This window comes from Flavobacterium sp. GL_143 (genome assembly GCF_057834355.1).
The window spans coordinates 3,704,687-3,728,389 of the sequence record NZ_CM174401.1 but is presented as its reverse complement, the minus strand read 5'-3'; the positions used below and the strand labels follow the sequence as shown (position 1 = coordinate 3,728,389).

Annotated in this window: 23 protein-coding genes; 16 read left to right on the top strand and 7 right to left on the bottom strand. The window is 31.4% G+C overall.

All coding sequences use genetic code 11. The annotated features are described in order from the left end of the window. Positions 1-158 precede the first annotated feature (158 nt). Together susR and AC3IPI_RS16005 are read right to left on the bottom strand one after the other, a co-directional pair. On the bottom strand, positions 159-1,805 hold the full coding sequence (gene susR, locus AC3IPI_RS16010; RefSeq protein WP_489154007.1) for a SusR family glycan utilization regulator: 1,647 nt from the start codon (positions 1,803-1,805) through the stop codon (positions 159-161). A 325-nt stretch (positions 1,806-2,130) separates the two neighbouring features. Continuing rightward, positions 2,131-2,748 (bottom strand): outer membrane beta-barrel protein, encoded by a 618-nt coding sequence (locus AC3IPI_RS16005; protein ID WP_489154005.1) that lies wholly within the window; start codon positions 2,746-2,748, stop codon positions 2,131-2,133. A 422-nt stretch (positions 2,749-3,170) separates the two neighbouring features. Between AC3IPI_RS16005 and AC3IPI_RS16000 the strand changes: the two genes are divergently transcribed. From AC3IPI_RS16000 to AC3IPI_RS15970, 7 genes are all read left to right on the top strand, one after another. Beyond that, positions 3,171-3,725: a hypothetical protein gene (locus AC3IPI_RS16000; protein ID WP_489154004.1), complete on the top strand. Its 555-nt coding sequence runs from the start codon at positions 3,171-3,173 to the stop codon at positions 3,723-3,725. 87 nt (positions 3,726-3,812) lie between these two features. Next, positions 3,813-4,490, top strand: a complete 678-nt coding sequence (locus AC3IPI_RS15995; protein ID WP_039115732.1) for a response regulator transcription factor — start codon at positions 3,813-3,815, stop codon at positions 4,488-4,490. Continuing rightward, the gene (locus AC3IPI_RS15990) at positions 4,483-5,745 is read left to right on the top strand and encodes a sensor histidine kinase (protein WP_489154002.1); all 1,263 of its coding nucleotides are present in this window, start codon (positions 4,483-4,485) and stop codon (positions 5,743-5,745) included. The genes AC3IPI_RS15995 and AC3IPI_RS15990 overlap by 8 nt, the downstream gene beginning before the upstream one ends. A gap of 71 nt (positions 5,746-5,816) precedes the next feature. Beyond that, the gene (locus tag AC3IPI_RS15985; RefSeq protein WP_489154000.1) at positions 5,817-6,245 is read left to right on the top strand and encodes a PepSY-like domain-containing protein; all 429 of its coding nucleotides are present in this window, start codon (positions 5,817-5,819) and stop codon (positions 6,243-6,245) included. A gap of 179 nt (positions 6,246-6,424) precedes the next feature. Beyond that, positions 6,425-8,839, top strand: coding sequence for a TonB-dependent receptor (locus AC3IPI_RS15980; RefSeq protein WP_489153998.1), 2,415 nt, complete (start codon positions 6,425-6,427; stop codon positions 8,837-8,839). A 96-nt stretch (positions 8,840-8,935) separates the two neighbouring features. Beyond that, positions 8,936-9,817, top strand: a complete 882-nt coding sequence (locus AC3IPI_RS15975; protein ID WP_489153996.1) for a diacylglycerol/lipid kinase family protein — start codon at positions 8,936-8,938, stop codon at positions 9,815-9,817. A 145-nt stretch (positions 9,818-9,962) separates the two neighbouring features. Next, positions 9,963-10,793, top strand: a complete 831-nt coding sequence (locus tag AC3IPI_RS15970) for a helix-turn-helix domain-containing protein (protein WP_489153994.1) — start codon at positions 9,963-9,965, stop codon at positions 10,791-10,793. A gap of 375 nt (positions 10,794-11,168) precedes the next feature. On the opposite strand, the gene AC3IPI_RS15965 is transcribed toward AC3IPI_RS15970, so the two are convergent. From AC3IPI_RS15965 to AC3IPI_RS15945, 5 genes are read right to left on the bottom strand one after another with little or no spacing between them, the layout of a single operon-like run. Beyond that, positions 11,169-11,927: a phosphatase PAP2 family protein gene (locus tag AC3IPI_RS15965; RefSeq protein WP_489153992.1), complete on the bottom strand. Its 759-nt coding sequence runs from the start codon at positions 11,925-11,927 to the stop codon at positions 11,169-11,171. Positions 11,928-11,983: 56 nt separating this feature from the next. After that, complete coding sequence (locus AC3IPI_RS15960; protein ID WP_489153990.1) at positions 11,984-15,031, bottom strand: efflux RND transporter permease subunit; 3,048 nt, start codon at positions 15,029-15,031, stop codon at positions 11,984-11,986. 5 nt (positions 15,032-15,036) lie between these two features. Continuing rightward, positions 15,037-15,987 (bottom strand): efflux RND transporter periplasmic adaptor subunit, encoded by a 951-nt coding sequence (locus tag AC3IPI_RS15955; RefSeq protein WP_489153988.1) that lies wholly within the window; start codon positions 15,985-15,987, stop codon positions 15,037-15,039. Next, complete coding sequence (locus tag AC3IPI_RS15950; RefSeq protein WP_489153986.1) at positions 15,956-17,191, bottom strand: TolC family protein; 1,236 nt, start codon at positions 17,189-17,191, stop codon at positions 15,956-15,958. Before AC3IPI_RS15950 ends, AC3IPI_RS15955 begins: the two co-directional genes overlap by 32 nt. 34 nt (positions 17,192-17,225) lie before the next feature. After that, positions 17,226-18,242, bottom strand: a complete 1,017-nt coding sequence (locus AC3IPI_RS15945; protein WP_489153984.1) for a YncE family protein — start codon at positions 18,240-18,242, stop codon at positions 17,226-17,228. 214 nt (positions 18,243-18,456) lie between these two features. On the opposite strand from AC3IPI_RS15945, the gene AC3IPI_RS15940 reads away from it, so the two are divergent. From AC3IPI_RS15940 to AC3IPI_RS15900, 9 genes are all read left to right on the top strand, one after another. Then, on the top strand, positions 18,457-18,897 hold the full coding sequence (locus AC3IPI_RS15940; protein WP_489153982.1) for a hypothetical protein: 441 nt from the start codon (positions 18,457-18,459) through the stop codon (positions 18,895-18,897). Next, a complete protein-coding gene (locus tag AC3IPI_RS15935; RefSeq protein WP_039115743.1) occupies positions 18,887-19,384 on the top strand; it encodes a hypothetical protein in 498 nt (165 codons plus the stop codon). Before AC3IPI_RS15940 ends, AC3IPI_RS15935 begins: the two co-directional genes overlap by 11 nt. Positions 19,385-19,421: 37 nt before the next feature. Next, positions 19,422-19,970 (top strand): DUF2199 domain-containing protein, encoded by a 549-nt coding sequence (locus AC3IPI_RS15930; RefSeq protein WP_489153979.1) that lies wholly within the window; start codon positions 19,422-19,424, stop codon positions 19,968-19,970. Between the two features lie 7 nt (positions 19,971-19,977). Further along, positions 19,978-20,433 carry a hypothetical protein gene (locus AC3IPI_RS15925; protein ID WP_489153977.1) on the top strand — a complete coding sequence of 152 codons (456 nt, stop codon included), beginning with the start codon at positions 19,978-19,980 and terminating at the stop codon, positions 20,431-20,433. A 52-nt stretch (positions 20,434-20,485) separates the two neighbouring features. Next, on the top strand, positions 20,486-20,896 hold the full coding sequence (locus tag AC3IPI_RS15920; protein WP_489153975.1) for a hypothetical protein: 411 nt from the start codon (positions 20,486-20,488) through the stop codon (positions 20,894-20,896). Between the two features lie 102 nt (positions 20,897-20,998). Then, a complete protein-coding gene (locus AC3IPI_RS15915; RefSeq protein WP_489153973.1) occupies positions 20,999-21,379 on the top strand; it encodes a hypothetical protein in 381 nt (126 codons plus the stop codon). A 55-nt stretch (positions 21,380-21,434) separates the two neighbouring features. Next, positions 21,435-22,454, top strand: coding sequence for a TQO small subunit DoxD (locus AC3IPI_RS15910; protein WP_489153971.1), 1,020 nt, complete (start codon positions 21,435-21,437; stop codon positions 22,452-22,454). A 118-nt stretch (positions 22,455-22,572) separates the two neighbouring features. Beyond that, complete coding sequence (locus AC3IPI_RS15905) at positions 22,573-23,031, top strand: RDD family protein (protein WP_409416358.1); 459 nt, start codon at positions 22,573-22,575, stop codon at positions 23,029-23,031. 8 nt (positions 23,032-23,039) lie between these two features. Then, positions 23,040-23,432: a VOC family protein gene (locus AC3IPI_RS15900; RefSeq protein WP_489153969.1), complete on the top strand. Its 393-nt coding sequence runs from the start codon at positions 23,040-23,042 to the stop codon at positions 23,430-23,432. Positions 23,433-23,703: the final 271 nt, after the last annotated feature.

The window sequence follows — 23,703 nt, the reverse complement described above, 5'->3', positions numbered from 1 at the left end:
AAACTAAGATTCCTATAATTAATATTGTAAAACTAAAACGTTATAGTTTACATAAGAAGTCTTATTATAGAAAAGTAGTGAATTAAAAACATAAACAACTAACCAACAAATAGTTAATTAATTTTATAGCACAAAAAAAGTAGTAGATTTAAAATAAATTATTGCGTTTTGGCTACAATTAAGCCAATTTTCATAACCATTTCTTCAAAATCATTACGAGAAACTGCAGCCTTATTTCTCGCCCTTGTACGATAATTGTAAATAGTGCTTAATGAGTAACGAAGAAAAGCTGCGATTTTTACACTATCACTAATACCAAGACGTATTAATGCAAAAATTCGTAGTTCGGTATTTAATAGTTCGCCCTGCTTAAGCACGATTTGTTCTTCTTTGATGAGCAAAGAATTAAAGTCTTTTACAAAAGTTGGATATAGATTTAAAAAGATGGTATCAAAGTTCTTGTACAACTCTTCGAGTTCATTATCGACCAAAGTGGTTGATTTTAAAATTTTATATAACTCATCAAACTGTTTGGCGGTAGCCTTCTTGTTTAGGGTAATACGGTAATTTTCTAGTTTATTGATGTAAGTAGAACAAAGACTGAAAAAATGTGCGATGTACTCTTCTTTAATATGATTAGATTCTGATAATTGAGCGTTCCTTTCTTGCAACTGATTATTTGTGTTACTAATATCTGCATTTAATTTTACCAGTTCTTCGCTAGTTTTCGAAAGTTCTTCTTTTATTCTCGAAACTCTTTTCATCTGTTTGTAAACATAGATTACAGCCACAACAAGAAAAACAGAAAGTATGCTTATAAATAAAAGGTACAACTGCAATTGGCTTTTGCTTTTGGCTTCTTTCTCTAAATAGGCAGTATTGATAATCGAATATACTTCAGACATTTGTAGCGTACGGAATTGCACATTACAAAAAATAGCATCTTCGATAGCCGATCTTGTTAATTTATAAGCCGTATCTACATCTCCTAATTCATAATAAACCAATGCCAATTCCTGGATAGAAGCATTGTCTTTTATAGAGTTTTTTAAATCCGCAGTAGCAGAGATAGCGTAATATATTTTCTTTAATTCCAGATTCTCTTTCTTTTTATTGATGCTTCCCAAAAGATAAGCAATCATAGCATATTGCGGATTGTCATCATTTGTTTCTTTCAATAATTTTATCAAATCTTTCTCTGTACTATCAATTTTTCCTTCAGAAATATTCTTTTCGGCTAGATTGATCTTGTATTTCAGCGATTGCGGATTTAGTATTGCCAATAATGAATCACGATACTTTATAACCTGTTCTACATACATCGGATTATAACTATTGGTAGAATAATGCGAGAAAAACTCACGATATCCTTCATAGTAATCCGGAAGTAATTGTGGTGATAGTTGCTTTTTGTTTATACCTTTTAAAATTTCTTCAGACTCGCGGTATCTCCCCGACGAAGAATATAGATTTGCTAATTGTAATTGAGCCGTTTCCTCTAAATCTTTTTTATGAAGTTCATTGGCTATCTTCAGATTCTTTTTTACATAAAAAATAGCCGAATCTGAATCAAATTTTTGGTATTCTTTGTATAAACTCTTGTTGTAATTATACTCCTGATAATCGGTTAAGTCAGTCGATTTTATCTTTTTGAAATTAGCAATTCGCTCTTCCTTTTGCTCAACATATTTCTGCTTGTTCTTTAATGCTAAATCTAATTTTACAAATACCGAATCGGCTCTGTTTTCAGCATAAGCAGTAAAGCATACAATAACCAGAAAAAGAAACAAAAGAGTATTTTTCAAAACCGTTTTTAGATATAAATAATTATGATAGCCAAAGATAGTAAAGTGCAATTAATTTTAAAGGTTCTTTCTTTATAAGGCTCATTCTTTATAAGGTTCTAAGAAACTAAGGTTCTAAGGCACTAAGAAACTTTGCGTAATCCTTTGCGAACTCTGCGGTTAAAATTTTGCCACAGATTAAAAGGATTTTTTTACTTTGCGCTTTGCGACCTTTGCGTAATCCTTTGTGAACTCTGCGGTTAAATTCCTTAATGATAAATCGTTCTAAATGAAAAAAGCATCCAATCAATGGATGCTTTTATTTATCTTGTAAAAGATTCAGTTCTTATTTAAAATTGAAGCTAAATACAGCTCCTAAACCAAACTGATACGAAGCTACATAATCGGTTACAGCTACTGGGCCATAATAATATGTCCAATAATAGCTATTTCCTACCGCAGTGCTCACAGATTGCAAATAGGCATTTAGGTTTATTGATAGTAATGAACTTGTTCTTAGTTTTACACCAGCTTTAACATCCCATGCAAAATTAGTATCGCTACCATTTTTTGGTATTTGGACAATTGCAACTCCAAGACCACCTCCTAAATAAGGGGAAACATTAGATGAACCAGTGTCGAAATAATAAGTTCCTTCACCAAGAATAAAATTAAAAGTTGATTTATCATCACCAGCATTAATTTGATTTCCTAATATATATATAGGTAAATCAACCTGCTGTCTTAAATATTTTAATTCGACAGAAGCGTTCTTTGTAATAAAATACTCAAAACCAGCTCCATACTCAAATCCATCACCTACTTCACCAGAGGAATTATAATACGATACTTTATCAGAAAAAGTATATCCTCCGTATAGGTTAAGGGAAAAAGAATTTGCGTCTTGGGCTTTCACTCCCATCGACACTAAAAAAACAACAAATAATAGACTGAAATGTTTCATAATTTTTGATTTTGATTATTAAAATGTAATTCCGTTTGGGGCAATAAAATAATTACAATCCTAAAATTAATCTTACTTTTTTAATCAGCCTATTTTTCTCAAATAAGTATGTTTCATTTTCTAAAATGGAACATAATTTGCCTAAAATCTCCAAAAAAACTAAAAATTTTCGTTTTAAACAGTTAGTATTTTCTATCTAAAAAAATAAAAATTTAATTCTTTAATTTATCCCAAAAAGTCTTATTAATTTATAACTTCGGTTTTTTTGACCAAAAATCTGGCGTGTCAAGTCAATATTTACGGAAGAAAAAGAGAAATCTAGTTTTTTAGATTATCTAAACAGAATCACATAAAGTAAACAATAGCAAAACGGCTGTTTTAATAAAAGACAGTACAAATTATTTAAAAATTAAAAAAACGCAATGCAGAAATTTAATGCTCTAAAATTTACCTTCATTTTAGTATCAACATTGGTAATAATTCAAAATGGAAATGCACAATCTAATAAAGGATTAATATCTCCATCTAATGCTACAATAAATAATACGGCTAATAAACAAAAATTAGAAAATCAGAATCAAGAAAATGCGAAAAAATGGCTGATTAAAACTATTGAAACCAATTTTAATAAAGACACTTATGAAATGAGTGATATGACAACCAAAACCTATGCTCAATATAAAAGTGATGCCATAAATATTGAGTATGATAATGGACTTACGGAAGAGTCTTTTAAGAAAAAATGGAAAAATAAATTTGATACCAAATACGTTGGCATGAATGGTTTTCTTGTTCCAACACAAGATTATGGGAAAATAAAAGTATCTAGCTGCAAATTATTATATGTAATAAAAGACAAAGGCTTTGTTTTTGAAACCATAATTAAAGATCTTACTTTTAAAACAAGTTATAAAAGAGATATAAAAGTGATTCCATCTGGCAAATCATTTTTAATAGCCGATGTTAAGGAATATTAATAAAAAATGAAACATATTTTCTTTATTAAAAACCAAGCAAATTTATAAATTCAGATTTCATTCAAAATTGAATTAGTAAATTGCAGTATGAAAATTTTAATAATAGAAGACGAATTAGAAATAGCTGCAAGTATAAAAAGCTATTTTAAGCCCAATGGTATTCATTGTGAGACATCTGGAACATACAAAGATGCTCTTGATAAAATCAATGCTTATGATTACGATTGTGTATTATTGGACTTAATGCTTCCTGATGGAGATGGTTTTGATATCTTAAAAGAATTAAAAAAAAGAAATAAAACCGAAGGAGTAATTATTATTTCTGCCAAAGAAACACTGGATACCCGAATTGAAGGTTTTAACCTTGGTGCCGATGATTATTTGACTAAACCTTTTCATTTATCTGAATTACTAGTACGAATTCAAGCGCTTATTAGACGTAAAAACTTTAAAGGAAATAATAATGTTATCTTTAATGAAATTGTCATTGATATTCTTTCTAAAACTGTCACAGTAAACAATACCAGACTAGATATCACAAAAAAAGAAATAGACTTATTACTATTTTTAATTGGTAATGAAACCAAGGTACTATCCAAAGGTGCTATAGCCGAACATCTTTCGGGAGATATGGCGGATATGCTCGACAATCATGATTTTGTTTACGCGCATATAAAAAACTTAAAAAAGAAACTAAACAATGCAGGAAGTGGCGATTATATAAAAACGGTGTATGGTTTAGGATATAAATGGGATAATGAATAAGAAACTTTTAAATAAAACAACGACCAGTTTTTTGATATTCTCAGTTTTTATACTGTTAATATCAGTTCCTGTTTTTTACTACATTACCGAGCGATTATATCTGGAAGAAACAGATGAAACGCTCACTTTGCATAAGGATGAATTCTTAAAAAATGAGTTATCAAAATTTGATAACAAAGACATCGCTTTATGGAATAAATACAATCGAAACGTTCAAATTATCCCATCTCATATTGCTGTTAAAGACACCATTTTTAATAAAGTTTATTTTGATGAACTAGAAAACGAAAATGAACCTTACAGAGAACTTAATGCTCCAATTATAATAAAAGGACAACCATACACTTACATAGGAAGAATTAACCTGATAGAGACTGAAGATTTAGTAACAAGTATTGCTATGTTATTCCTCGTTGTAATTATCATTTTACTTTTAGGGATATTAATCATTACCAAAATTTCGTCTAGAAAACTTTGGAAACCATTTTACGATACGCTAGACCAAATTCAGGGATTTGAAATAGACAAAAACAAGACCCCTCGTTTTATGGATACTGATGTAGAAGAATTTGACCGTCTTAATAAAAGTCTTAATCGTCTTATCGAAAAAAATACTGATATTTATAACAATCAGAGAGAATTTGTCGAGAATGCTGCACATGAGTTACAAACCCCATTGGCACTTTTTCAGACAAAAATTGATACCCTTTTTCAGCTTGATATAACCCAAGAACAATCGGAGGTTTTAAGTTCTCTAAACAAAGATGTTTCCAGACTTAATAGACTTAATAAAAATCTTTTGTTATTATCTAAAATTGAAAACGAAAATTATCTCGACAAGCAACCTATTGTTATAAATGAGTATTTAAAAAAACATCTCGATTTCTTTACAGAACAAGCAAAGGCCAAAAACCTCAACATAGTAATCGAATATACTGAAAAACTAAAAATAGAAGGAAATCCATCGCTAACAGAAGTACTTATTAATAATTTGTTTCTTAATGCTATTAGACACAATATTAAAAATGGAAAAATTAGCATTATAATTACTGGCGATTCTATTACGTTTTTAAATACTGGTCAGGAAACACCATTGGTTGTAGATAAATTATTCAATCGTTTTTCTAAATCAAATCCTTCATCACAAGGCAACGGATTAGGAATGGCGATTATAAAGAAAATAACTGAAATAAGTCATTGGAAAATAGACTACGCATTCGAAAATAATTTGCATCGTTTTACCGTTAAATTCTAAAAATTCAAACTTCCTACAGATTCCAAGAGTAATTTTGGCATAGATATTCATCAATCAAAAAATAAAAAAATATGAAAACCTTAGTACTAACGCTATTTGCAATACTAACTTCCGCTTTTGCAATAGCACAGGATTTAAACCCAAAAGATGTTCCTGGAATTGTAAAATCGACTGTTTTAATAAAATTTCCAGATGCAACAAATATAAAATGGGAAAAAGATAAAGATAACTACGAAGCTTCATTTATCTATGAGAAACAACAACAATCTGTATTAATAGATCGCTCAGGAAATCTCATCGAGACAGAAATCCAGATAACAAAAGACGACTTACCAGATAGCGTTTTACCATACGTTAAAGTTAATTACCGTCGCAAAAAAATTAAAGAAGTCTCTAAAATTACAGATGCTAACGGTAAAGTATTTTATGAGGTAGAAATCTATAAAAAGGATTTAATTTTTGATCACAAAGGAAATTTCGTAAAAGAAATCGCTGAATAACCTCAACATCTTTCGTCTAAAGAGCTTATCAGAATCACCTGATACTGATGCACTTTTAACTGAAATACATTTTTTAAAACAAATTTTATAAATGCTATATAGAGTAATCGTCTATAACTAGCAAAGGAATCTATTTGTCTTTTTTTAGGCAAAACAAATCATTGAATACAATATAAATAATGAAAGCAAAAATAATTTTATTGCTTAGTTTGGCTCTATTAATAGTTTCAAAAGCAACAGCACAAAATAAATCGGTCACAATATCTGGAATAATAAAGGATAAGAGTTTAAAAACTTCAATTCCTTATGTAAATATTGTTTTAAAATCATCCAAGAATCAGGCATTTATTGCAGGAACAGTTAGTAACGAAGAAGGTCGTTTTACGTTATCGAATATTAACTCCGGAAATTACATCTTAGAAATTAGTTTCTTAGGATATAAAACAAAAAATCAATCCTTATATGTAGGTACATTATCAGAATTTCTTGATTTATCCAATATAGAGCTTGAAGAAGATATAAACACATTAAATGAAGTGGTTGTAAAAGCATCTAAAACCGATGAAGTATCTGCTAAAATGGATAAAAAAGTTTTTTCGGTAGCCGATAATATTACCCAAAGTGGTGGTTCGGTTTTACAATCTATGCAAAGTCTTCCCGGCGTTACTGTACAAGACGGAAAAGTACAATTGAGAGGCAATGATAAAGTAATGGTTCTTATAGATGGGAAACAAACTGCGTTGACTGGTTTTGGTAATCAATCGGGATTGGATAATATTCCTGCATCGGCAATAGAAAAAATAGAAATTATAAATAACCCTTCGGCTAAATTTGATGCCAATGGTAATGCGGGAATTATCAATATTATTTACAAAAAGAATAAACAAGAAGGTTTTAACGGAAAAATAGGTATTGCATCTGGATATGGTTCTTTATGGGAACGTAAAGCTAATTTGCCAACCATACGCCCGCAATACCAGGTTACGCCAAAAATTAATCCTTCGCTTTCGCTAAATTATCGCAAGAATAAAATAAACGCCTACTTACAAGCCGATTATTTATATACCGAAACGCTCAACAAAAATGAGTTTGTTACCCGAACTTATGATGATGGTACTGTTATAAACCAGCAAACAAAGAGAAATCGCGATACCCATTTTACAACTATCAAAACAGGACTTGATTGGAATTATAATGAGCAAAATACATTTGCATTCTCGGGTATGTTTGGGAGCGAAAAGATTATCGATAATGGCGATGAACCCTTTTTTAATCAAGACTATTCGCAACGTTTACGATTATGGCAATTTCTAGAAGATGAACTAAAAACTACAGCAATGGTATCGGCATCTTACCAACATAAATTTAAAGAAGCCGGTCATAAATTAAACGCAGGAATTAATTACACCTATCACAGAGAAGACGAGAAGTATTTCTTTGATAATATTATGCCCACCTTTACAGGAAAAGATTCCTTTAAACTACTTTCTGATGAAAAAGTAATAGATATAAATGTCGATTATGTTCAGCCTTTAAAATACGGTCGTTTTGAAACTGGATTAAAATTCCGAAACAGAGAAATCCCTACCAATATGCAATTTTTCCCTGGTATAAATTCTCCTTTGGATCCAAATGCTGGTGGTTGGGCAACCTACAAAGAAATTATCCCGGCATTGTACGGAAACTATATATTCGAAAATAATAAAATCGAAGCCGAGGCTGGTTTACGCGTCGAATATGTTAAGTTACAATATGACGTAAATCCCAACCATCCTACATACAAAAGTGATGGTTACAATTATACGCAGCCCTTCCCTAGCCTTCGATTTGGCTATAAAATAAATGACAAGAATAAAATAACTGCTTTTTATAATCGTAGAGTCGATAGACCGAGTGAAGTAGATATTCGAATTTTCCCTAAATACGATGATGCCGAAATTATAAAAGTGGGGAATCCTGCCTTAAAACCGCAGTTTACAAGCGCATTTGAGCTTGGTTACAAAACAACCATAAATAAAGGTTATTTATTTGCATCACTTTATCATCGATTTGTAAACGGTACGATAAGCCGCATTGCAACCACAGCTCCAGATAGTAATCTTATATATAATGTTTTCCAGAACGCAGGCAGAAGTTCCTCTACAGGTATAGAAGTAGTATACGCTAAAGAAATTAACTCCTGGTATTCTTTTAATTTAAACGGAAACGGATATCAAAATGACATAGAAGCATTTACTGTTACCAATTTATATCCTGTGCCAACAACCTATTTTGGAAAAAGACAACAGATTTTTTCTGGAAATGTAAAATGGAATAATACTTTTCAGTTAAATAAATCTACCAGTGGTCAATTATCTGCCGTATATTTGGCCCCTGATATAATTCCGCAAGGAAAAATAAATTCTCGTTTCTCGATAGATTTAGGAGTTAAAAAAACTGTTCAGAAAGGAAAAGGCGAAATTTTTCTTAATGCAACAGACATTTTAAATACCCTTGTAATCAAGAAAGAGATTCAAGGCAATGGCTTTAGCTATAACAGTCGTGATTACTATGAAACACAAGTTGTACGATTTGGTTACAGTTATAAATTTTAAAATTATAATTCAGAATTTGATTAGAAACTTTAAGCCATTTTATTCATAAAAACACTAGATTGCACACTGTATTTTTACAAAAAAATAAAATAAATAATGACATATATTCACTTTATAGTTAACCCAATTTCGGGCAATGGTAAACACAATATTACAGGAGATTTTTTAAAAGATTCTTTCCCAAGTTCTGAATTTAAAATCGAAATTGATTATACAAACCACAAAAAACATGCTATCGAATTAACGAAAGCCGCTGTAGCTAATAATCCAGACTATATCGTAGCTTGTGGTGGTGATGGTACTATAAATGAAGTTGCTTCTTGCCTTATTGGTACTTCTATAAAATTAGGAATTATCCCTGTGGGTTCAGGAAATGGTTTGGCATCCAATCTAAATATTCCAAGAAAATTTGAAAAAGCAATCGAAATCATCCGTAAAGGAACCATTTCAACTATAGATGTTGGTAAAATAAACAATCAGTATTTTTTTAGTAATACAGGAATCGGAATCGATGCAATGATTATAAAAAAATATGAGAACTCAGGCAAACGTACTCTTATCGCTTATGTAAAAGCAGCATTATCATCTAGTCTTGAATTTAAAACTCAAGAAACAAAACTATCTTTTGATAATAAAGAGGTAATTGCAAATCCGTTTTTATTATTCATTTCAAACTCTAACGAAATGGGTTATAATATGAGCTTAACGCCAAAGGCAAGTCTTAACGACGGCTGGCTGGATATGATAGTCGTACCTAAATTATCATTTCTTGAAAAAATGACACTTGGTTACCATGTATTACGTAATACTGTCGAAAAATTTAAAAAAGCCCAACATACATTAATACAAGATTTAACGATAGAAGTTCCAACAGCAACATCTCTAGATGCGCAAATAGATGGAGAATCTTATAATCTTAAAACCAATAGCATAAAGGTATCTATCATTAAAAATGGACTTACCGTTATTACCGACTAAAGAAAATCAGAGTATTTTTTTACTATTCTTACTATAAGCCTCAATAAAATGAGGCTTTTATTTTTTATGCTTTATATAACATAGGTTTTTTGATTATATTTGAAAGCTAAATCGATTTATTAACAACTATTATTTCATTGCAATTATGGATCTGAAACTTTTCATTCCTCAAAGTAAGTTATTGCAAAACTATATCGATTATTTTTACATCCTAAAAAAAGCTCCAGATACAGAAAACGTACGCTATTATACTTTTCCTTACGTAAACTCCATTGTTTCAATCAATCAATTTCCAGAGTTTATATTTGAGAAGAACAAACTAACCGTTGGCAAAAACGCCAATAATCCGTTGCTGGCCACGCTTATATGTGGTTACACCAAACCTATCGAAATTAGTATTCCGGGTTATATCCATGAAATCACTATTAGTTTTAAACCTTTAGGAATAAATGCATTCTTAGAAAAAAACCTCAACTTTTATACCGGAAAATCCTTCTCGTACTTTAATCCATTTAGTGATTTTAGCGCCTCGATGACGGATATTATGGATACAGTTCTGGCAGAAGATAAAATAAAAAAATTAGAACAATATTTCATTAGTAAATTCAAAGGATTTAGTCACCCTTTTTTAGGGTCAATCCTTAAAGATATGCAAAATAGCGAAGGTAATTATACGATTAAAGACCTTGCCGATAAATATAAAATAAGCCGTAAGACGTTATGTAAACATTTTGAAATACATATAGGCAAAACACCATCTGAACTACGTAAAATCATTAGGTTTCGGCAAGCAATGCACCAACAAATGAATATGCGTACAAAGAATAATTTTTCGGATATTACTTATCAACTTGATTTTTTTGATCAATCGCATCTTATCAAAGATTTTAAATCAATAACAGGCTTTACACCTAAGTCATTTTTCAACAGAATAACGGCTCATGAAGACGGAAATATTAATTGGTTGTATATATAATTACTTAGGGTTACATTTTTACAATTTTAGAAGAATACAACTAGATATTTTTGTTAGATAATTCCCATATTTCATAATCACAATCAGTATGCTTGTATCACTAATTACAATCTTATTTAGGATGATCTTAAATCTGATTTAGGAAAAAACGGAAACAAATTTAACCTCATAATAGACCAGAAAACCAGTAGATTGAGAAAAATGCAAAAATAGAGCCGCGCTATTTTTGCATTAATTTTTTAAGAGAAGCAATAAACTCCTAAAATTAGGGCAAAAAGCTAACCATATAAGTTATCTAAGTCCATTTAAATAAAGCTTTTACAAAGCTTATATTTCCTTAAATTACTTACATGGTTTTAAACAAATCTATATGTTCTAAAACCCCATTGCAAACCCAAACCCTATTTGTTTGCCATTATAAAAAGGAGTAATTACCGAAGTAACCCTTTTTTCTCGTTCTCCAAAAATTTTCTTAGTTACATAAGGACTTACCCAATATGCAATTTTTGTACTCAGGATACCAATTCCAGCTCCTGCAGCAACATCAGTAAGCCAGTGTCTGTCGTTTACCATTCTAAAAATTCCAGTTCCAGTTGCCACAGCATAACCTGCAATACCGTACCATATCGATTTATCTTTATATTCCTGATACAAGAACTCTGCTCCTGCAAAAGCGGTTGCTGTATGCCCTGAAGGAAATGAATTATTAGAGCTTCCGTCTGGCCTTTCAACCTTAGTAATAGATTTTAAGGCTAATACTGTAGCTGTCATAATAACATAAGACGTCCCTAAGATTATAGTTCTGTCTTTTAAATTATTTTTTCCCTCAACACCAAATGCATTCAAAGCATAAACAGAAACTGCCGGAGCATACTGCGAAAAGTCATCAATTGTAATTCTGGTATCAATATCCTCTTTTACTTCATCATGAATTTGAGAATTAAAACCTTTTAAATAGTCACTTTCCAGACCTATAAATCCATAACCTATTAAAACACCTGGAATAATGAGTTGTTTGTAATTAAATTTTATATTCTGAACCGTATCATTTTTCACAGTTACGGTATCTTTTACAGTATTTTGAGCTTTAAGAGTTATAACGCTCAACAATGAAAATAGAATGATTTTTAGCATTTTTTTAAAGATTTAGAAATTAATAATACACGAGTTAAAACAAGCGTAATTTTTTATCATGATAAATGTTTAAGATGTTTGGGATTTTTATATATCAATGCCAATAAAGTTGGCAATACAATAAGAAGTAAAGGCAGTGCCACGATAAAACCTCCAATAACGGCAATGGCAAGAGGTTGATGCAACTCTGAGCCTGTTCCCACTCCTATTGCTAATGGTAATAAAGCAATAATAGCACCGATGGCTGTCATTAATTTTGGACGCAATCTTGTAGAGATAGAATAAACAAGGGAGTTATTAATATCTTTTGTAATCTTATAAGTTTCCTTGAATTGCAAAAAAGTAAAAATGGCATTTTCACTAATGATTCCCACAATCATTATTATCCCTGTATAACTCCCCACATTTAATGGAACGTGTGATAAGAAGAGTAATAAATAACTTCCTGTAATGCCCAAAACTGAAATTAATAGTATAACCAGTGAAGCTCTAAAATCTCTAAAAAGGAATAAAATAACTCCAAAAACCAGAAACGAAGAGGTGATCAAAATCAGTAATAATTCTTTAAACGATTGTTGTTGGTCTTTATAAGCACCGCCATATTCTATATAATATCCTTGCGGAAGTTTAACTTCATTTGTTACTGTACTTTGTATCTCTTTCATTACCGTTCCTAAATCTTTATTATCAAGTCTTCCGGTAACTACACTCATCATTTGGAGGTTTTCTCTTTCTATCTCCGAGCTTCCTTTCTCTACAGTAATTGTTACCAGATCTGTAATAGGTACAAACTGACCGTTTGGTAAAAATAATTGTGTTTTCTTTATCTCATCAAGACTTCTTCTCTCGGAGTTTTTATAAATTAATCGTATTGGAGTTACTTGTTCATTTTCTAGCAGAGCACCAATAACATTTCCTTCTAAAGCTGTTTGCATCTGGAATTGTAAATCGGCTGGCGTAATCCCAAATTGAGCCAACTTTGTATAATTGGGTACAATATTTATGCTTGGTCCAGCAAGAATTTTTCCGTCAAAAACATCGGCTGTACCTTTTGTTCTTTCCACAATAGTCGCCACCTGATGCGCTAATTTCTGTAATGCTTTTTGGTTGTTACCAAATATTTTAACTTCGATAGGAGAAACTGAACTCATTAAATCTCCTAGCATATCTCCTATTACTTGTCCAAAATCGATGCGCAAGGCAGGTTGTGTACTCTCAACCTTTGCTCTTATTTCGTCTATAACTTCATTACTGGTTTTGTTTCTGTCTTTTTTTAACTGAATTAAGTAATCTCCATTATTAGGTTCTGTAATAAAAAATCCCATTTGCGTTCCTGTACGTCGGCTGTAAGCTTCAACATTGGGATTTCTTATTATTATTTTTTCTACTTCAGTAAGCATTCTATCTGTTTCTTCCAGCGATGTTCCCGGAGGAGATTGGTAATCCATGACGATACTTCCTTCATCCATTTCGGGTAAAAAACCAGTTTCCAGATTGGGCAGAATCAATACTCCAGATAAAATAAGTACAAGACAAAAGACAATACTTATAATTGGTTTGGCAATAAAGAAAGAAACCCAGTTTTGTGTTTTAACTTCATGCGTGGCTTCGGTAGATTCAATACCTATAGATTCTTTCTTGGAAAGCAGCAAATAAATAACCGGCAACAATAACCACGTAACAAGAAATGAACATACAAGGGTTATAATCATAGTATCGGTTAATACCTTAAAATAAGATCCTGCTACCCCACTCATTAATACAAATGGAAAGAAAATTACAATGGTACTAATCGATGAACCCAACATTGCAGGGAATAGATAATTTACAGCCTTTTGCAATAGCGTAATTGTAGGTTCTCCGGGATGTTCTTCGTGTGTACGGTGTATTTGCTCTACAACTACAATAGCATCGTCTATAATTAATCCCAAAGCCGCTGCAATAGCACCAAGAGTCATGATATTAAATGTTTGCCCTGTTATGTGTAGTACTATCAAAGTAAGTCCAAGCGTTACCGGAATTGTGATTAAAATAGTAGCACTGGCTTTTACCGATTTCAAGAATAAAATAGCAACTATTATCGCAAGGAACAACCCTATTAATAAACTATCGGTTACACTCTTTACAGCGTCATTAACAAAAATCGCTTGCTCATAAAAAGGTTTTATGATAACATCCTTTGGTAATATCTTTTTTAATTCCGTTAGCTTTTCGTTCATCGCATCCGAAACTGTAATAAGATTAGCATCTGGCTGTTTTATAACCGCTACAAGAATACTTTCTTTACCATTGGCATTAACCTTTATATACTCTTTGGCTTCTCTTATTTCGACCGTACAAATATCTTTGAGCGTTACGATGCCCTTACTGTTATTACGAACAACAAGATTTTCTAGTTCGTCTTTTTTATCCAGCTGTGCATCGGTAATCGTAAGATATAAATAATGATAATCAGACAAATAACCGTTTGATTTTATAAAATTTGTTTCGCTCATTACCTGCGTTACCATAGCAGGCGTAATACCATAAGCGCTCATTTTATCAAAATTAAGAGATAGCCAATATTCCTTTTCCTTCCCTCCCACAATCCTTACTTCACTAATTCCTTCTATTTGAGAAAGAAAAGGTTTAATGGTATAATTGGCTATTTTTTTTAAATCTACAGGGGAGCGATCCTTACTTTCTATGGCATACCCAATTACAGGAAGTATCGAAGGATTCATTTTTTCGACAGTAACTTGTAAATCTGGTGGCAGATCATTTCGTATTTGATTAATCTGTGCTTCGATTCTCGTTTTACTCAAATCAATATCGGCATTACCATTCATAAAAGCCGATATCTCACAACTTCCTCTACTAGTAGTACTTCTTATCGTTTTTAAATCCTGAACTTTTTTTACAGCATTTTCAAGTGGTTTAGTAACCGTAATCATCATTTTATCTACCGGTTGTTGCCCCGCATCGGCAATGATTTTAATTTTGGGAAAGGTAATTTCTGGAAATAACCCTGTTTGGATTTTAGAATACGAAAATAGCCCTCCCAAAATAATCAGGAAGATAATAGTACTTAGTCCGTTTTTATGTCTGGCAAAAAAAGGCAGCATAATAGTTATTTGTTTAAAATTTTTACCTTTATCGTATCCGCAACACCATAATTACCCGTTAGTAAAATCCTATCATTAGATCCAAGAGTTGGTGATAAAATCTCAATTTTATTGGCAGTTTCAATTCCTTTCTTAATCGGAACTTTTACAGCAGTCGTATTGTTTATCATTTTCATAATCCAAAAATCAGTTTCGGTTTCATCACTTAAAACTGCCGATTTGGGCAAGCTTATCGTTTTCTTATCAACCGACTTATCAATTCTTATTTTCACTATCAGATTCTCAGGAATGTTCTGTTGGTTTACACATTTCAGGATTACGTTTTGTGTTTGAGAAGTAGGATCCACCGTTGGCATAAATTTGTCAACTCTAGTTGGAATAATCGTCCCATCGGGCAAAAAAGCATTTAGAACCTTATTGATTGTAACATATTTTTTAAGCTCATACGGAAGGCTCAATACAATAGAAAAACTCTTTGTATCGTTAATTATCGCCAATGGATCTCCGTCCTGAACATAATCCCCTTTCTGAACATTTACCGCATTTACAAATCCATCTGAAGTTGCTCTTAGAATTATTGCGTTTCCAAAATTCAAACTTGGATCAATTTTATTTATGGTATTTCCCAGAACTTTTGCTTCGCGGGTTTTAAGCGAAAATAAAACCTGTCCGCTTTTTACATAATCGTTAGAAACAACATTTACAAGCTCTATATATCCCGTAGCATTCGATTTTATAGTGTTTTTTATCAAATAAGTAGCGGTTGCATTCAAATCGATAAAGCTTTCAATAGCAGTTGTATCAATACGGGTTACCGTTACTGGAACACTTGTTTCGACAGCCTTTTCGACTTCGACCTTTTTGTTACAAGAGACAAAAATAACCGAGAGCAATACGAGAGATATAAATGGGTTTCGCATATTTCTATTCATTAGATTTCCAGTAATTAATTTCATTGATAATTTGCAACTTGCTTACATTATTCTGCGCTATCCCATCCTGAATACCGATAAGATTGCTCAATGCAATGATATATTCCGTTATTTGAGCATCGCCAGTGAGTAATAATTTCTTATTGGCTTCTATCAAAGCTTCGGCAACCAAGAGTTGAGAATGTAAAGCATTGGCAGTTTCAATAGTCTGATTAAGCTTTTGGTTAAGCATAAAAAGCTGTTGTGTATATTGTCTTTCAAAATTGGTTTTATATCCTTCGATAGTTTCCAGAGCGGCTTCATTTTTTTGATGTTGCAAATTTCTTTGGTTACCGTCATAAATAGGAATCGTTAATCCCAAACCAACACCTACACCAAAATTTTTATATGCCTGATAAGCAAAACTCGAGTTATAACCCGCGTCTCCAAGCAAGGACAATGATGGCTTGTAATTATTATCAATCAATGTATTTGCATTCTGAACTTTTAAACTATCTGTTTTAAATTGCTGAAAGAAAATATCTCCTTTACTTTCTAATGAATGTATTGTAATATCCGGAAACTTAAGATTTACCAAACTTGTATCTGTTTCTCCCGAAAGATAATTAAGCAAAGCCAGGTCATTTTGATATTGCTGTTTAAGCTGTAAAGTGGTTAATTCTTGTTGCTTTACAGTGGCATTAAAAATCAAATAATCAGTTTGTTTGTAAATAGAATGTTGTGTTAGCTTTTTTAAGATAGCTTCTTCCTCTTTTAAAAGCGATGTTAGTTTTTGATAATACTTCATTTGCACCGCAGTTCCAGATGCAGTGATATACTGTGCAGTAATCGCTTTGTTAAAATCCTTAATGGCAATCTTTCTATTCAATACCAAAGCATCTTTAATTAACCTGAATGATTCTCCTTGCGAACTAATCCTGTTCTTCCCGATTATTTTTTGGTTAAAACCTACAAGTGCCGAAACAGTCTGCCCGTTACTTAAAGCAGTATCATATCCATATCCATTAATAACTGGTGCATAACTGGCGTTAAGATTTCCTGATAATTGTGGTTTATAAGTAGCTCTGTTTACTAAACTATCAATTGTAGCCGATTTTATCTGGTTTTGATAATCATTGAGCAATGGTGAATTCTTTTGTGCTTTTTCGATAAAATAGTGCAAGTCTTTTTCTTGCGAAAAGGATTTCACACAAACTAAAAAAAGGATACAAAAAATCTTGAATTTCATTTGCTAGGTATTTCAGAAAAAACGTTAGCTCTTTTTATATTTGATTTACTACCAAAACTCTAAAAGAATTTGGCATTATTGCAGGACGAGGATTTGGATTTTCTTTTGTTGCCTCGGGAGCTTTTCCATAATCGACTGTAGTCATATACAACTGTCCTGTAGTTTTATTCAAGGCAATTGTTCTGGCTCCTTTTTGAGTTTTAACCGTTTCTAAAACTGTAAAATTATCTTTATTCTCTTCTTTAATAACCGTTAGCGTTCCTTCTCCGTTAGAACTAAAAATAAGCTTCTTCTTGGTGTCAAAAGCAACACCATCAGAACCATCACCAATAGGAAGCTTTTTTATAATTTTTCCTGTAATTGCATCAGTAACAATTAATAATTTATTGGCACAAACAGAAAATAATCGATTATTAGCGATATCAAACGCAAGACCTGTAGGTTCTTCGCCCGGAGCGATACTCCATGTATTTACAACTTTAAGAGTTTTGGTATCGATAACTTGTATCTTGCTTTTATCCTCGATATTTACATAAACCAAACCTTTGTTATTTGTAACCGAAAATTCAGGATTTCCGTCAAGCGGAATAGTCTTAATTATTTTATTTGTGGTAGCATCAAGAACTGTAGCGTCATTACTTTTGGCATTGTAAACAAAAACTTTATTAGAGAATTGATCGTATAAAATAGCATCTGGTTTAATGCCTTCAATTTTTATTTTTTCAATAAGTTCGAATGTTGTAAGGTTAACTATCGTAACGGCATTATCTTTACCATCTGTAATAAAAGCTTTATTTAAATCATTGGCAATCGCAATTCCGTGAACACCTTTGGTATCTAGAATTGTAGCAATTGTTTTATCCGATTTTAAATCTATAACATTTACAACACTCCCATGAGAAACAAACAAATGTTGTGCAACCTCATCAACAGCAAGATAATCCCAACCTCCATCGCCAGCAACGGGAATTGTCTTTGATAATTCAAATTTTTGAGCACATACTTTAGAAATACTAAATGCCAGAATCAATAGAAGAAAGGTGTTTTTCATTTTTAAAATAAATTAGATGAATAAAAAATAACCATTTAATCAATTTAGATACGCTACATAACTACCAGACTATCTTAACATTACTTAAATGTACTACAAATTTCGTATCCAATTCTGAATAAATTCTGCATTTTGAATAAACTCTCCTATCTTTTTAATTAATATCTTCGCTAAGCGCATATCATCTGCCAACTATTACATGAAATCTATTTAAATGAAAGAAGATAGCTCCATAAGACAACGAACTATAACAGCAATAAATCGATCTGTAATGAATCCAGAGGAATGGCTTTATTCTAAGGTTTCAACTGATTTAAAAAATGATACTTTTTTATTTGAGGATAATGAATTACCTATTTTTGAAATTGAAACCTCAAAAGCAAAAACAATTATTACAACTCGTCGCATTTTAGAAAAAGAGGGAGGAATTTTGCACGCAGTTAATTTTGATGAAGTAGATAAAGTATTCTTTGGAGATTTTAAAGGACAAATAAATAAGTCTGAATTATCAATATTCCGAATTGTAGATATTTACGGTGAAGAACAAAATTTTCAGATGGAGACAGGAAAAGCTGCAATTGGATTGATTAAAAGTATTCAGACTGTTATAAAACTAAATACAAATATAAATAGTAAAATCCGATATGAATTCTAAACTTATTCTTCTAGCATTAACACTAATAATAATTGCAAGTATATTTTATTCTTGTAAACCCAAAAAAGAAAATGAAGTCCAGGAAATTGATCCTAGTAAAATACAACTAGGCCCAATAGTTCATAATGAATTAACTGAAGAACAGATTGAAAAAATAACAAAGATACAATCTTCCCTTGCTGATGTGTTGCCTATAAGTTTAGAAGAAACCATAACAAATTTTAAACGGGATAGAAATCCAGATAACGAAATTAATATTTGGTTAGAAATGCTTAGCGCTTATGAAAAATTTATTTCAAAAGAAGGAAATGAAATTACACTAAATAAAAAAACAGAAGTTTTTCAACTAATTTTAATGCGTTCAATGATGGATGAGCAAGAAGCTATAGCCAAAGTTGATTGTAAAATTTTAACTAAAAATGAAATAAAAGAGATTTTTAGTTATTATCAAACAAAGCCAAAACCTTTATCAATTGAAAAACGCTAATATTCTTTAAAAATAATAAAACCTAATAGCATACAAATTGAAATTAATACCCTTTTTAAACCCCGAAACAAACAAAACAGCTTATAAATGTGATTGTTGTGATGTAATTTATAACGACTTTCCGCTTTGTTTTGGTTCCGATTATCCTGAATATTATTTCTCTGTTCCACCAGAAGAAAGAGAAGAAAGAATTCAACTCGAAGAAAGTTTATGTGTTATCGATGATAAATACTTTTTTCATCGTGGCAGATTAACAATTCCGATTATTGACCATCATGAAGATTTTGCTTTTGATATCTGGACATCTATAAGCGCAGAGAATTTTGAAATCAGAATAAATTTGTGGGAAGACGAAAACCGAACCAAACAAGAGCCTTATTTTGGTTGGTTACAAACCATGGTACCTAATTACGGAGAAACATTAAGCTTAAAAACAATCGCTATAGAGCAAGAACTTGGATTTATTCCTGAGATTAAATGTATCGAAGAAAATCATCCGCTAACAATCGACCAAGAAAACGGAATAACATTTGAAAAAGCAAAAGAAATGGTTGAAAATATATTGAGACAATCACATAATCAATAAATTAAGAATGAAAAAAAGTATATTATTTCTAATGTTTTTACTCTTAGCATCGTGTAATGAATCTGAACCAAAAAGACAACGGATTAAATCCGGATTCATTAATAAGCCAGGAATATATTCTGTTTTTCAAAAAGATCTTAAAACTAAAAAAATAGTTTTAAAGCAGTTTAAAGATGAATCTATAATATTTGCAATAACTGATATTCATAATAAAATATTATTTCAACAAGATTTAAATGAAACCTTTAGTGCTTATCATTATTGGTGTTTATATGTTGATGAGCATGCTAATGTATGGTATTATAATTCTGATTATGATTCTCCAAAAGCTATTATATTAAATCCTGAGACAGAATTATATGAGGTTCAGGATTTTTGCAAAACAAAGTTATTATTACCTACAGAGTTTAGAAAGGAATTAAAACTGAAAAATGCATTCACAAATTGTAAGTCATTCAATTAATCAAAAAGAAATTTTAAAGTGATTTAATAAAACAATCATCTAAACTAGCCCCATGAAAATAAGTCATGCATTTTATATCGCAATTATTCTATTCTCATGTCTGTTTACTTCTTGTACAGAGAAAAATTCCGATGACCCAAATGAAGTATATGAATTATGGTCTTTTCGCAAACCCGAAAAGGATATAAAAATTACTAACGGACAATATTGGCAATCTGCACATTTTACACGAGAATATAAAATGTATCTGGAACTATATGCATCTCCCGAATGGCTAGATGAATTCATCAAAATAAATAATTTAAAAATTCACACCTCTGAAATTTATTTACCAGATGATGCTCCTTCTTGGTTTAAACCAAAAATAGGTTTGATCGCTTTTTCATCTCCTAACAACCTAACATCAATCTATTTTATAGATTTTAAAAAAGGATATTTACTTTTTCATGAAATGCAATTATAAAATAGATTCTTTTTTCAATGTAAACCAGTAGTTTGTCATTAACATCTAAATATTTTCATACTCCCCACGCTAAAGAAAAACAAAAGCATATCTTTGAAAAATATGAAAAACAAAAGAACCTATCCTAAAAACATGCGACTTGTCGTGATACTACTTGCTGTAGTGTTTGCGCTTACTCCATGTTCGGTAAAAAGTTCTTTATTTGCTGCTTTTGATATAGAGTACTTCCAAACGCTTAATAAGAACCAAACTACCCAAACAGCAGTTTCTTATTGCGAAGTAGAGGAATCAAACGTTAATCAGTCAGAAAATAGCGTTGAGAGACTCCAGAAACAAATTCCTGTTTTACCCGTTTCTGTTTCTCGAAATCAAATCATATTAGCAACAGCATTACATAAAAAAGATATTTATGTAAATGTAGCCGCTGTAAACACTCCCCCTTTGTATATTTTATATAAACGATTAAAATCCGATTTGGCATAATCCAGAACAGTCGCATTTTATATACAATCGTTTTTTTAAATTAAAATATACACTTATGAAAAATATTCATTCGAATCAGTCATACAACTTGGCTGGTCTTTTTACGCTTTCTATTAGGCTTGTTATTGGCTGGACATACTTTTCGGCTTTCTGGCGAAGGCTTGTTCTCGAAAACAAATTAATTCAGGATGAAGCAGGATATATTGGCGAAAAATTCAATCATTTCCTTCCCAATGCTTTAGGAATAAAACCTATAATCGAATACTTAGTTACAAATCCCGAAGCACTTTGGTGGTCTATGGTTAGTTTTACCATTATCGAAGCCATTGTAGGATTATTGATAATGCTAGGCTTCTTTACCCGATTAATGAGTATCGGAGTCTTTAGTTTAGCCATGGGAATTTTATTAGGTTCTGGTTGGATAGGCACCACTTGTCTAGACGAATGGCAAATCGGAGTATTAGGAATTGCTTGTGGTTTTACGCTATTTTTAAGCGGAAGTGGTTCTTATTCCTTAGACAATTATTTCATGAACAAAAACTACGCATTTACCAAAACAAAATGGTTTTCATGGCTTGGTTCAGGTAGTCTTTCTATTGCTAATCTTAAACCAGTAGTTCTTGTTATTTCCTTACTTATATTCTCACTTACTTTGTATACAAACCAATATTTTCATGGTGGAGTATTTGGTAAATTGCATAACAAATCGGTAAAGCCAAAAGTAGAAATTAGCGATGCAACTATAAAAAATGAAGCCTTACAATTCCAGATATACCGTACAGAAGGTGTTGATGTTTATGGTTCGTTCTTAATTGGGATTCAGTTAAAGAATGAACAAGGAGAAATAATCTTTGATTTAAAAGGTGCTGATTTGGCTAAATTCCCTAAAAAAGATATAGCAAATATATATGTTACAAAAGTAAAACCAGGCAAACACAGTTTAATAATTCCGCTTGGCTCAAAAGCAATCCTGAATATTGATTTAACGAATTATCATTTGCAAAAAAACACCAATTATACATTAACACTTACCGATATTAGCGGAACAGAATGGACAAGTAAAGTGGCAAAATAATCTATAAATAATTTTAAGTTTGGCGAGATAGAAGCATATTTTTATTTGTATTTTCGTTAAATAGAAAATACATTGTTTCTATTTCGCCAAGCTTTTTTTAATTATTCAAAATCTTATAATGACCGTTACAGAACTAAATACGAATGAAACTATAGAAATTAAAACGGCTACAAATATTAGAAGACGATTTCTTGCTGCTTTTATTGACTATGGAATTATTAATACAAAATGCTATTTAATAATTACAGTATTTGGAACTCCAGACGAAAACGGAAATTTTCATTTATCAGGTTGGTCAGCTTTAATCCCCTTTTTAGTTTGGGCATTTTGGACCATTGGATTAGAGCAATACTTTGGAGCTACATTAGGAAATTCTATCGTAAACTTAAAACCAATCTCATTATATAATTCTAGATTAAGATTAACTTTTAGTCAATCTTTAAAAAGACACCTACTTGACCCAATTGATATGTTTTTCTTTGGTTTAATTGCTTATTTAATCATCAAAAACACAGAAAAAAATCAAAGATTAGGAGATTTATGGGCAAATACTACAGTCATAAAAATAAATAATTAAACTCAACAATGGTAAAATTCGGCTACACAATATTATATGTTAACGATGTAAGTAAATCAATTTCGTTTTATGAAAATGCATTTGGTTTTACGAGAAAATTTGTGACTCCCGAAAATGATTACGGAGAACTTAGCACAGGAGAAACTACAATTTCATTTGCATCAAAAGAATTGGCTAATTCTAATTTAAAAGACGGTTTTATCGAAAGCGATTTAACCAATAAACCTTTTGCTACCGAATTGGGTTTTATAACCGATAATGTAAATGAAGTCCTTGCAAAAGCAAAAGAAGCTGGTGCAACCATTTTGCAAGAAGCAAAGCAGAAGCCTTGGGGACAAACAGTTGCTTATATAAGAGATATCGATGGATTCTTAATTGAGATTTGTACTCCAATGGGATAAATATTACTAACAAAGAAATCTAATTTATCAAAAATCAACACAAAGGCATGAGTAACAGCACAAAATAAAGGATATTATTCATTTCATAAATTATATTCTATTTTGACCATAGCCAACGGTTTCAACCGTGTGATGCCAATTGCGATAATACATTGCGCTCCAACGGTTGAAACCGTAGGCTATGTTTGCAATGTGTTATCAATTATTCACAAAATAGCCACAATCTTGTCACCCTGACGAAGGAAGGGTCTCATCAAGTAGCTCGACAAAG

Excerpts from the sequence above, each read along its gene's own strand:
- AC3IPI_RS16005 (WP_489154005.1), bottom strand. The coding sequence starts at position 2,748 with ATGAAACATTTCAGTCTATTATTTGTTGTTTTTTTAGTGTCGATGGGA.
- AC3IPI_RS16000 (WP_489154004.1), top strand. The coding sequence starts at position 3,171 with ATGCAGAAATTTAATGCTCTAAAATTTACCTTCATTTTAGTATCAACA.
- AC3IPI_RS15995 (WP_039115732.1), top strand. The coding sequence starts at position 3,813 with ATGAAAATTTTAATAATAGAAGACGAATTAGAAATAGCTGCAAGTATA.
- AC3IPI_RS15990 (WP_489154002.1), top strand. The coding sequence starts at position 4,483 with ATGAATAAGAAACTTTTAAATAAAACAACGACCAGTTTTTTGATATTC.
- AC3IPI_RS15985 (WP_489154000.1), top strand. The coding sequence starts at position 5,817 with ATGAAAACCTTAGTACTAACGCTATTTGCAATACTAACTTCCGCTTTT.
- AC3IPI_RS15980 (WP_489153998.1), top strand. The coding sequence starts at position 6,425 with ATGAAAGCAAAAATAATTTTATTGCTTAGTTTGGCTCTATTAATAGTT.
- AC3IPI_RS15975 (WP_489153996.1), top strand. The coding sequence starts at position 8,936 with ATGACATATATTCACTTTATAGTTAACCCAATTTCGGGCAATGGTAAA.
- AC3IPI_RS15970 (WP_489153994.1), top strand. The coding sequence starts at position 9,963 with ATGGATCTGAAACTTTTCATTCCTCAAAGTAAGTTATTGCAAAACTAT.
- AC3IPI_RS15965 (WP_489153992.1), bottom strand. The coding sequence starts at position 11,927 with ATGCTAAAAATCATTCTATTTTCATTGTTGAGCGTTATAACTCTTAAA.
- AC3IPI_RS15960 (WP_489153990.1), bottom strand. The coding sequence starts at position 15,031 with ATGCTGCCTTTTTTTGCCAGACATAAAAACGGACTAAGTACTATTATC.
- AC3IPI_RS15955 (WP_489153988.1), bottom strand. The coding sequence starts at position 15,987 with ATGAAATTAATTACTGGAAATCTAATGAATAGAAATATGCGAAACCCA.
- AC3IPI_RS15950 (WP_489153986.1), bottom strand. The coding sequence starts at position 17,191 with ATGAAATTCAAGATTTTTTGTATCCTTTTTTTAGTTTGTGTGAAATCC.
- AC3IPI_RS15945 (WP_489153984.1), bottom strand. The coding sequence starts at position 18,242 with ATGAAAAACACCTTTCTTCTATTGATTCTGGCATTTAGTATTTCTAAA.
- AC3IPI_RS15940 (WP_489153982.1), top strand. The coding sequence starts at position 18,457 with ATGAAAGAAGATAGCTCCATAAGACAACGAACTATAACAGCAATAAAT.
- AC3IPI_RS15935 (WP_039115743.1), top strand. The coding sequence starts at position 18,887 with ATGAATTCTAAACTTATTCTTCTAGCATTAACACTAATAATAATTGCA.
- AC3IPI_RS15925 (WP_489153977.1), top strand. The coding sequence starts at position 19,978 with ATGAAAAAAAGTATATTATTTCTAATGTTTTTACTCTTAGCATCGTGT.
- AC3IPI_RS15920 (WP_489153975.1), top strand. The coding sequence starts at position 20,486 with ATGAAAATAAGTCATGCATTTTATATCGCAATTATTCTATTCTCATGT.
- AC3IPI_RS15915 (WP_489153973.1), top strand. The coding sequence starts at position 20,999 with ATGAAAAACAAAAGAACCTATCCTAAAAACATGCGACTTGTCGTGATA.
- AC3IPI_RS15910 (WP_489153971.1), top strand. The coding sequence starts at position 21,435 with ATGAAAAATATTCATTCGAATCAGTCATACAACTTGGCTGGTCTTTTT.
- AC3IPI_RS15905 (WP_409416358.1), top strand. The coding sequence starts at position 22,573 with ATGACCGTTACAGAACTAAATACGAATGAAACTATAGAAATTAAAACG.
- AC3IPI_RS15900 (WP_489153969.1), top strand. The coding sequence starts at position 23,040 with ATGGTAAAATTCGGCTACACAATATTATATGTTAACGATGTAAGTAAA.